The sequence below is a fragment of the Variovorax sp. HJSM1_2 genome (assembly GCF_049316285.1).
In the GTDB taxonomy this organism is placed as follows: domain Bacteria; phylum Pseudomonadota; class Gammaproteobacteria; order Burkholderiales; family Burkholderiaceae_C; genus Rhodoferax_B.
The window spans coordinates 79112-89119 of record NZ_JBMOXA010000019.1 but is presented as its reverse complement, the minus strand read 5'-3'; the positions used below and the strand labels follow the sequence as shown (position 1 = coordinate 89119).

Below are 10008 nucleotides of genomic sequence, written 5' to 3'. Positions count from 1 at the left end.
TGGCATGAACCGTGGATCAACTTCCACGTGAACCTGCTCCGCATCGTGCTCGGCACGGATGTGTTTGTAGACCGCCTTGATCAGCGGCTCGCAACCTTCGCGGTTCAGCGCCGAAATCTCGAACACCGGGCCTTTGTACTTCAGCCGTTTGACGAAGTCCTTCACCAGCGCCTCGCGCTCTTCCACCGGCACCATGTCCAGCTTGTTCAACACTAGCCAACGCGGCTTTTTAAAAAGACCTTCGTCGTACTTTTTCAGCTCGGCGATGATGCCCTTGGCCTGTGCCACCGGATCAATCGAATCATCAAACGGCGCCGCGTCCACCACATGCAGCAGCAAACGTGTGCGTTGCAGGTGGCGCAAAAACAGATGGCCCAGGCCCGCGCCTTCAGAGGCACCTTCGATCAAACCCGGCAAATCGGCCACCACAAAACTTTGCTCAGGGCCCACGCGTACCACACCCAGGTTGGGGTGCAAGGTGGTGAATGGATAGTCTGCAATACGTGGGCGGGCGTTGGAGACAGCGGTGATCAAGGTTGACTTGCCAGCGTTTGGCAAACCAAACAAGCCCACATCGGCCAGCACCTTCAGCTCGAGCTTCAGGCTGCGCTTCTCACCGGGCCAGCCCGGCGTTTTCTGGCGTGGCGCGCGGTTGATGGCGCTCTTGAAACGCAGGTTGCCAAAGCCGCCGTCGCCGCCCTTGGCGATGGTGATCACCTCGCCCGGCGTGAGCAACTCAAACAGCACTTCGCCGGTTTCGGCGTCGGTGATGATGGTGCCGACGGGCATCTTCAGCGTGATGTCGTCACCGGCAGCACCGAACATATCGGAACCCATGCCGTGTTCACCACGCTTGGCGTCATAACGCCGGGCGAACCGATAGTCCACCAAGGTATTGAGATTGACGTCAGCCACCGCAAAAACGTGGCCACCACGGCCACCGTCGCCGCCGTTCGGGCCGCCAAACTCTTTGTATTTTTCATGCCGGAACGACACACAGCCGGCCCCACCATCTCCTGCAGAGATGTCAATATAGGCTTCGTCAACGAACTTCATGGTCGCTCCAGTTCAAAAAATCGCACCGCAAAACACAGAAGCCCCGGCTAGGCGGGGCTTCTGACGGATCCGTAGATCACTGTTGCCAGCAAAAATTACGCAGCGGGCGTAATGATCACTTGGTGCTTGTTCAACGCGCCTTTGTGGGCGAACGATACGTGACCGTCGACCAAAGCAAACAAGGTGTGGTCCTTACCCTGGCCAACGTTCGCACCAGCGTGGAACTTCGTGCCACGTTGGCGAACGATGATAGAGCCTGCGCTCACCAGTTCACCACCGAACGCCTTGACACCCAGCATCTTTGGCTTGGAGTCGCGCCCGTTTCGCGTAGAGCCGCCGCCTTTTTTCTGTGCCATGACTCTTGCTCCTTATCCAGCAATCGCGCCGATTTGCAGTTCGGTGAACTGCTGACGGTGCCCTTGACGCTTTTGATAGTGCTTACGACGACGCATCTTGAAGATGCTGACCTTGTCGTGTTTACCGTGGGCCACAACCGTGACCGTAACAGTAGCGCCGGACACCAAGGGCGTGCCAACCTTGATCTCGCTGCCGTTGCCGACTGCCAGAACCTGGTCGAACACAATCTCTTGGCCTACGTCCGCAGCAATCTGTTCTACTTTAATTTTTTCGCCGGAAGCAACACGATACTGTTTGCCACCGGTTTTTATGACCGCGTACATTTTTTAACCTTTTGAATTGGCTCTGAAGACGAATTTCTGCAGAGCCCTCTAGTTTAGCACAGGCCGAGCGAGTGTTGCAAACGCCCACCAAGCAGACAACTCCGGCACTGGCGCCGCCGGTTGAGGCTGGAAGTGCGTCAAAATTCATATAATTCTGCAAAACTTACGCTCGCATTTTGACCGTCAATTCTCATAGCACCACCGCCGCGCTCGCGCTGATCACCGATGACATGCGTGAGGTTGATCAAGTGATCGCCAAGCGGCTCTCCTCAGGCGTACCACTGGTTGGCGAAGTCTCCCGCTACATCATCTCCGCCGGGGGCAAGCGCCTTCGTCCCTCCATTTTGCTGTTGATGTGTGGCGCTTTGGACTATCAACAGGCCGACCGCTTCAACCTCGCAGCGGTGATCGAATTCATCCACACCGCCACCCTGCTGCATGACGACGTGGTCGATGAATCCAGCCTGCGCCGTGGGCGCGCCACAGCCAACGAGATTTTTGGCAACCCAGCCAGCGTGCTGGTGGGCGACTTCATGTATTCGCGCGCTTTCCAGATGATGGTGGAAACGCGGCAGATGCGCATCATGGAGATCCTAGCCGAAGCCACCAACATCATCGCCGAGGGCGAAGTGATGCAACTGGTGAACATGCATGACGCCTCACTCGACGAAGCCAATTACCTGCGCGTGATTCGCTCCAAAACAGCCAAGCTGTTTGAAGCCAGCACCCGCATCGCGGCCATTCTGGCCCAAGCTTCACCGGAACTCGAAGAAGCTTGCGCGGCCTACGGCCAAGCCTTGGGCACAGCCTTCCAGGTGATAGACGATGTGCTCGACTACGACGGCTCGGTGGCCGAAATGGGCAAAAACCTGGGCGATGATTTGCGCGAAGGCAAGTCCACCCTGCCGCTGATCATTGCCATGCAACGCGGCACCCCCGAGCAATGCGCCGTGATTCGCCACGCCATCGAACACGGTGAAGTGGAACGCATCCAGGAGATCGTCGACATTGTGCGCAGCACCGGTGCACTCGACGCAACGCGTGCCGCCGCCGCCGCCGAGGCCGAACGCGCCATCGAAGCGACGAAGGCGCTTCCCAGCAACGCATTCAGCAACGGCTTGCTGCAGTTGGCGGCATCACTGCTGGAGCGCAGGGCTTAAACACTCAGTCGGCGGCCGAGGCTGCCGGCCAGCGGTCGGTGAACGCAAAATCATCCAAAGGTCGGCCATAACGCCAGCCTTCGAGCTCCAGCATTGGCTTCTCATAAAAAGCCGGCACCGGCCCAATACACAGCAAGGCCAACGGGTCGGCGGCCTCGGGCAATTGCAGCAGACCGCGCACACGAGCGGGGTCAAACATCGACACCCAGCCCATGCCCAGATTTTCGGCACGTGCTGCCAGCCACAGGTTTTGAATCGCGCAAGCAACCGAACACACCGCCATGTCACGCGGCATGGTGCGTCGACCAAACACCGTGCCATCGTCGGGCGCCAGCACCGCCACCAGCAGCTCGGCGCAATCACGCAAGCCTTCAACCTTGAGGCGCAAAAATTCTTCAGAACGCTTGCCCATGGCCTCCGCCGTCGCTTGGCGCTCTTCTTCAACCAAAGTGACCAAAGCCTGCCGCAGTTCTGGGCTCGTGATGCGCAACAGCCGCCAAGGCTGCATCAACCCCACCGAGGGCGCGCGATGCGCCGCCTGCAGCAAACGCAGCATCACCTCATCCGGCACCCGCTGCCCCGGCAAAAAATGACGCATGTCGCGGCGCTCTGCCATGACACGATAAAGCGCATCACGCTCATCAGAAGAAAAATCGGAATGCTGGCTGCGGATTGGCTGATCGGAATGCATGGGCAAAAGCATAGACGCCATTCTCAGAATGAAAAACAAAAAGCCCAACACGAAACACTTCGTGTTGGGCTTGTTTGGTAGGCGCGATTGGACTCGAACCAACGACCCCCACCATGTCAAGGTGGTGCTCTAACCAGCTGAGCTACGCGCCTGAATATTTATTCAAGACCACGAGTATAGCATTGGTTTGCGCATTTTTTGCAGCCGCGCCACTTTTAACGCCGTCTTGCCGAGCGTACACCGCTGACCTCACGCACCACACCCAAAACTTTGTTCAAGCGTGTGGAGTCCGATACCTCGACGGTGAACGTCATCCAGGCCATGCCTTTGATCGATTGGGTCTGGACGCCAATCACATTGGTTTTTTCTTTTGCAAAGACTTCCGAGATATCGCGCAGCAGCCCCTGGCGGTCGGCCGCCTCCACCGCTACGTCCACGGGATAAACCGCGGACTGTGTCGGTTTGCCGGCGCCACCACTTGCGCTGCCCCAGGTGACCTCGATCACGCGCTCGCCGTTTTGCGTCGCCATCTCGCGCAGATTGCTGCAGTCGGCACGGTGCACACTCACACCCTTGCCGCGCGTCACAAAACCCATGATCGGATCGGGCGGCGCCGGTTTGCAGCACTTGGCAAGCTGCGTCATCAGCGAGTCTATGCCGACCACCAACACACCGCCCTTGGGGGCGTTTTCATTGGTGCGCGACTTGCGCTGCAACAGCAACTCATCCGGGTCGGGTGCGGGCTCGGGCGGGCGCAAGAGATTTTCGATATTGCGCAGCGAAAACTCGTCCTTGCCCACCACTTCAAACAGGTCGTCGGCACTCTTGAAACCCAGCTGAGTCGCCAGGTCGTCGAGTTTCATCGCCGTTTTGCCTTCACGCTGCAGCAGTTTTTCCACCGCTTCACGGCCACGCGCCACGGTGCTGTGCAGTGCCAAAGCGTTAAACCAGGCGCGTGCCTTGGCACGGGCTCTATGGCTCACCAGATAGCCCAGCTCGGCATTCAGCCAGTCACGTGAGGGACCGCCCTCTTTGGTCGCGATGATTTCCACCGTCTGGCCGTTTTGCAGCGGGGTGTTCAGCGGCACCATGGTGCCATTGACCTTGGCGCCACGACAGCGGTGACCCAGATTGGTGTGCACGCTGTAAGCAAAGTCCACCGGTGTGGCGCCAGCCGGCAACTCGACCACGGCGGCTTCGGGTGTCAGCACATAGATGCGGTCGCCCAGCATCTCGGCAGCGGTATGCGTGCCTGCGGCGGGCGGCGCGGCCTGACCCGACAGGTCGCGCTCCCAGGCCAGAAGCTGCCGCAGCACGGCGATCTTGGCATCGTATTCGCTGCTCGCCGATACCCCGGCATAGCCCTTGGCTCCGGCCTCCTTGTAGGCCCAATGCGCGGCCACCCCGTGCTCCGCGTGGTCGTGCATGGCCTGGGTGCGGATCTGGATTTCGATCGGCAAACCCTGGCCGGTGCGGGCGCCATCGGCATCGTCCACGCCGGTACTCGCGGGTTGGCGCACCACCGTGTGCAGCGACTGGTAGCCATTGGGTTTGGGGCGCGCGATGTAGTCGTCAAACTCATTGTTCACCGGCACAAAGCGCATGTGCACCCAGCCCAGCGCGGCGTAACATGCTTCCACGTTGTCAACGATCACACGCAGCGCACGGATGTCAAACACCTGGTTGAAGTCGAGCGACTTGCCACGCATCTTTTTCACGATGCTGTAGATGTGTTTGGGTCGCCCCTGCACCGTGGCCTTGATGCCCTGCGCGGTCAGCTCTTCCTGCAAGCTGTGGCGCAAGGCTTCCATGCTGGCTTCGCGCTCTATGCGCTTTTCATCGAGCTGCCGGGCCACCTGCTTGTAGGTGTCGGGCTCGAGAAAACGGAACGCCAGATCTTCCATCTCCCACTTGATCTGCCAGATGCCCAGACGATTGGCCAGCGGCGCAAACACCTGCAGCGATTCACGTGCCTTGCGTGGCGACATGGGGGTTTTGCTGGCGGCGCAGTAACGCAGGGTTTGCAGGCGCGAGGCCAGGCGCAGCATCACCACGCGCAGGTCGCGCGAAAAGGCCAGCAGCATTTTGCGCACCACTTCGGTTTGCTCGGCCGGGTCGTCCACCTGCTGCGCACTGCGCGACAGGCGCTGCACACGCATGAGTTGTGTAGTCTCCACGGCCAGGGTGGCAAAGTTGTCGCCAAAGGCCTTGGCAATGACTTCACGCGGCTTGTTCAGATGCACACAGGCGTAGACCAGGTAGCTCGCTGCCTGCATGGCTTCCGAGCCGCCCACCGAGCGCAGGATGGCGGCCACCGCATCGGCGTGGGCCAGGGTGTTTTCGCCAGAGTCCAGGTCTTCACCCGCGATCAACGGCTCGGCAAAGGCGCGTGCGCGGGCCAACGCCAGATCGGCCCCCTGCCGGTCGGCTTCGGTGATGATCAGGCCCGGGTAGGCGGTGGGCTGTTGGCTCGCGGGCTCCGGGCTTTCGCTTAACGAATGCTTCATGCTGCAGCAGGAGGCGCAGTCGCTCCGTCCAACAAAAAGCCGCTCACCAGCGCCTGCTGGTCAGGCGCAATCAGCGTGGGCGCATGGCCCACACCGGCCAGCTCCACCAGGCGTGCACGCGGGCCGCGTTCGGTCATGGCCTGGGCGGTGGCGGGCGACAACAGATCGGACTGCGCGCCGCGCAACAGCAAGGTCTGCGCGGTGATGTGGTCGTACAGGTTCCACATGGCAGCCTCGCCCTGCTTCGCCACTTCTTCGGTCACGCTGGCAAAGGGCACGGCTATGGCGGGGTCGTAATGCAGGGTCCAGGCATCGGCGTCATGCGGGTTGGCCTTGGGCAGTTGCCGCACCATGGGTTGCGACAGCGCCAGCCATTGTTCGGGCGTGTGTGGGCCAAAACTGGTGGAAATGGCCCACATGGCATCCGCCGCCTGCTGCACCGAGGCAAAACGCCCGGTCTGCCCCAGGTAGCTGCCAATACGTGCCAGGGCCTGCCACAGAATGCTCGGGCCCACGTCGTTGATGACCAGACGGCGCACGGGTGCAGGCAATGGCAATTGCGCCGAACCGGCAATGGCCATGCCAATCAACCCACCCATGCTGGTGCCCACCCAATCCAAGGTGTGAATCGGTGCCTGGGCATGCACCTGGGCCAGCAACGCCAACATGTCGCCCGCGTAATTCGGCAGTTGGTAAGCCATGGGGTCGGCCAGCCAGTCGCTTTGGCCACGGCCCACCACGTCGGGGCAGATCACCCGTGCCGAGCGGCTGAGCACACGCGCGAGTGCATCGAAATCACGGCCCTGGCGCGACAAACCATGCACACACACGATCACGTGTGGGTTGTGCGCATCGCCAGAGTTGTTCCATTCCCAGTACGCCATGCGATGCCCTGCCACCTCGGGTGCGGTCTTGGCGGCCAGGCCGGGGCAATTCACGTGGTGCAGGGTCGGTTCAGTCATGGCAAAAAACGATTCAACAAGGGCAAAAAAGCAAGCGAGAACGCGGGAGAACACGGAGCGCAATCTACGTGCCAGGCCCACGATAATGCGCCCGGCAATATCTCGCATTTACTACGGTCAATGCATCCTAAATCATTCGGAGAAGACACATGCGACAAGACCTGCTGAAAGGCAAAACCGCCCTCGTCACGGGCTCGACCAGCGGCATTGGTTTGGGCATAGCCCTGGCCCTGGCGCGGCAGGGCGCGAACATCATGCTCAACGGTTTTGGCGACATACAAGGCCCGAAGAGCGAGGTCGCGGCCTTGGGTGTACAGGTGGACCACCACGGCGCCGACATGAGCCGCGCATCCGACATCGAAGACATGGTCAACGCCACCAAGGCACGTTTTGGCAGCGTGGACATTCTGGTCAACAACGCCGGCATCCAGCATGTGTCACGCATAGAAAATTTCCCGGTAGAGCGCTGGGACGCCATCATCGCCATCAACCTGACCAGCGCCTTTCACACCACGCGGCTGGTACTGCCGGGCATGCTGGCGGCCAACAACGGTCAGGGCTGGGGCCGCATCATCAACGTGGCATCGGTGCACGGCCTGGTGGGCTCGGCCGAAAAATCGGCCTACGTTGCGGCAAAACACGGCATCGTCGGCCTGACCAAGGTCACGGCACTGGAGAACGCCACCACGGGCGTGACCTGTAACGCCATCTGCCCCGGCTGGGTGCTCACGCCCCTGGTGCAAAAGCAGGTGGATGCACGTGCCGCTGCCGGCAACATTTCAAATGCCGACGCCACACGCCAACTGCTGGCCGAAAAAGAGCCTTCGCTGCAATTCACCACGCCCGAGGAGCTGGGTGACTTGGCGGTGTTCTTCTGCTCGCCCGCAGGCAACAACGTGCGCGGTGTGGCCTGGAACATGGATGGCGGCTGGGCCGCGCAATAACGGCAAACCCTTTATGAAAAATATCGCCCCTATGCTTACTGGATAAGCGTAGGAAGCTATAAATTCAGAAGTAAAAAGCCCCGCCCGGTGAAACACCAGGCGGGGCTTTTTTGAGGTCAAGCCGCTAGCGCAGCTTCAACCCCTATGGCTTATGCCGCAGCAGCCGGGTTGCGCAAACGGATGTGCAACTCACGCAACTGCTTCTCGTCCACGGTGCTTGGGGCTTGCGTCAGCAAGTCTTGCGCACGTTGCGTCTTGGGGAAGGCGATCACGTCGCGGATCGACTCGGCGCCGGTCATCAGCGTGACGATGCGATCCAGGCCGAACGCCAGGCCGCCGTGTGGCGGCGCGCCGTATTGCAGCGCGTCGAGCAGGAAGCCGAACTTGTCCTGCGCTTCTTCGGGCGTGATCTTCAATGCGTCGAACACCTTCTGCTGCACGTCGGCGCGGTGGATACGGACCGAGCCGCCACCCATTTCCCAGCCGTTGAGCACCATGTCGTAGCCCTTGGAGATGCACTTCTCGGGCGCGCTGACCATCCAGTCTTCGTGGCCGTCTTTAGGTGCCGTGAAGGGGTGGTGCGTGGCGGTGTAGCGTTGGGCGTCTTCGTCGAACTCAAACATCGGGAAGTCGACCACCCACAGCGGACGCCAGGCGGATTCAAACAGGCCGTTCTTCTTGCCGAATTCGCTGTGGCCGATCTTGATGCGCAGTGCGCCAATGGCGTCATTGACGATCTTCAGCTTGTCGGCGCCGAAGAAAATCAGGTCGCCGTCTTGCGCGCCGGTGCGTGCCAGGATCTCGGCCAGGGCCTTGTCGTGGATGTTCTTGACGATGGGGCTTTGCAGGCCGTCGCGGCCCTTGGCCAACTCGTTGACCTTGATGTAGGCCAGGCCCTTGGCGCCATAGATCTTGACGAACTCGGTGTAGCCGTCGATTTCGCTGCGCGACAGGCCACCGGTTTCACGCGCGCCACCCGGCACACGCAGGCCGACCACACGGCCGTTCTTCATGGTGGCGGCGGACGAGAAGACCTTGAAGTCCACGTCGGCCATCACGTCGGTGAGTTCGGTGAATTCGAGCTTGACGCGCAGATCCGGCTTGTCGGAGCCAAAACGATGCGCGGCTTCCTGGAACGTCATCACCGGGAAATCACCCAGATCCACACCCAGCGTGTTCTTGAACACGGTGATGATCATGTTCTGAAACAGGTCACGGATTTCCTGCTCACCAAGGAACGAGGTTTCGATATCGATCTGCGTGAATTCGGGCTGACGGTCGGCGCGCAAGTCTTCGTCGCGGAAGCACTTGGTGATCTGGTAGTAGCGGTCGTAGCCGGCCACCATCAGCAACTGCTTGAACAACTGCGGGCTTTGCGGCAGCGCGAAGAACATGCCGTCGTGCACGCGGCTGGGCACCAGGTAGTCGCGCGCACCTTCGGGCGTGGACTTGCCCAGCATAGGCGTTTCGATGTCGATGAAACCATGCTGGTCGAGGTACTTGCGCACTTCCATGGCCACGCGGTAGCGCAGCATCAGGTTGTTTTGCATGTAGGGACGGCGCAGGTCGAGCACGCGGTGTGTCAGGCGGGTGGTTTCCGACAGGTTGTCGTCATCCAACTGGAACGGTGGCGTGACCGAGGGGTTCAGCACCGTCAGTTCCTGGCACAACACTTCGATCTTGCCGCTCTTCAGGCCGTCGTTGGCCGTGCCTTCGGGGCGCAGGCGCACCAGGCCCTTGATCTGCACGCAGAACTCGTTGCGCAGCGTTTCCGAAGCGGCAAACATCTCGGCACGATCGGGGTCACAGACCACTTGCACGTAGCCTTCACGGTCGCGCAGGTCAACAAAGATCACGCCGCCGTGGTCGCGGCGACGGTTCACCCAGCCGCACAGGGTGACGGTTTGGCCCAGCAGGGCTTCGGTGACCAGACCGCAGTAGGTGGTACGCATTTGTGAGGAGGACATGGCAATCAATTTCTGGCGCCTTGGCAGGCGCGTGAGTTAAA

The 10008-nt window shown here is 60.6% G+C and carries 9 protein-coding genes and 1 tRNA gene; 2 read left to right on the top strand and 8 right to left on the bottom strand.

The features are described 5' to 3' along the window. The 3 genes from cgtA to rplU form a co-directional block, all read right to left on the bottom strand. On the bottom strand, positions 1-1056 hold a 1056-nt coding region (gene cgtA, locus ACFQ95_RS18940), incomplete at its 3' end, for an Obg family GTPase CgtA (RefSeq protein WP_422833432.1). 95 nt (positions 1057-1151) lie between these two features. Continuing rightward, positions 1152-1412 carry a 50S ribosomal protein L27 gene (gene rpmA / locus ACFQ95_RS18935; RefSeq protein WP_422833431.1) on the bottom strand — a complete coding sequence of 87 codons (261 nt, stop codon included), beginning with the start codon at positions 1410-1412 and terminating at the stop codon, positions 1152-1154. A gap of 12 nt (positions 1413-1424) precedes the next feature. Continuing rightward, positions 1425-1736, bottom strand: coding sequence for a 50S ribosomal protein L21 (gene rplU / locus ACFQ95_RS18930; RefSeq protein ID WP_422833429.1), 312 nt, complete (start codon positions 1734-1736; stop codon positions 1425-1427). Between the two features lie 176 nt (positions 1737-1912). Between rplU and ACFQ95_RS18925 the strand changes: the two genes are divergently transcribed. Next, positions 1913-2896, top strand: coding sequence for a polyprenyl synthetase family protein (locus tag ACFQ95_RS18925; protein WP_422833428.1), 984 nt, complete (start codon positions 1913-1915; stop codon positions 2894-2896). 4 nt (positions 2897-2900) lie between these two features. Here ACFQ95_RS18925 and bluB read toward each other — a convergent pair whose 3' ends face one another. The 4 genes from bluB to ACFQ95_RS18905 all read right to left on the bottom strand — a co-directional run bounded on the left by bluB (position 2901) and on the right by ACFQ95_RS18905 (position 7056). Further along, positions 2901-3587 (bottom strand): 5,6-dimethylbenzimidazole synthase, encoded by a 687-nt coding sequence (gene bluB, locus ACFQ95_RS18920; protein ID WP_422833427.1) that lies wholly within the window; start codon positions 3585-3587, stop codon positions 2901-2903. Positions 3588-3662: 75 nt separating this feature from the next. Beyond that, a tRNA-Val gene (locus tag ACFQ95_RS18915) sits at positions 3663-3739 on the bottom strand. A 63-nt stretch (positions 3740-3802) separates the two neighbouring features. Beyond that, complete coding sequence (locus ACFQ95_RS18910; protein WP_422833426.1) at positions 3803-6094, bottom strand: RelA/SpoT family protein; 2292 nt, start codon at positions 6092-6094, stop codon at positions 3803-3805. After that, positions 6091-7056 carry an alpha/beta fold hydrolase gene (locus ACFQ95_RS18905; protein WP_422833425.1) on the bottom strand — a complete coding sequence of 322 codons (966 nt, stop codon included), beginning with the start codon at positions 7054-7056 and terminating at the stop codon, positions 6091-6093. Before ACFQ95_RS18905 ends, ACFQ95_RS18910 begins: the two co-directional genes overlap by 4 nt. Before the next feature lie 161 nt (positions 7057-7217). Between ACFQ95_RS18905 and ACFQ95_RS18900 the strand changes: the two genes are divergently transcribed. Beyond that, positions 7218-8000: a 3-hydroxybutyrate dehydrogenase gene (locus ACFQ95_RS18900; RefSeq protein WP_422833441.1), complete on the top strand. Its 783-nt coding sequence runs from the start codon at positions 7218-7220 to the stop codon at positions 7998-8000. Between the two features lie 149 nt (positions 8001-8149). On the opposite strand, the gene aspS is transcribed toward ACFQ95_RS18900, so the two are convergent. After that, positions 8150-9967 carry an aspartate--tRNA ligase gene (gene aspS, locus ACFQ95_RS18895; protein ID WP_422833423.1) on the bottom strand — a complete coding sequence of 606 codons (1818 nt, stop codon included), beginning with the start codon at positions 9965-9967 and terminating at the stop codon, positions 8150-8152. Positions 9968-10008: the final 41 nt, after the last annotated feature.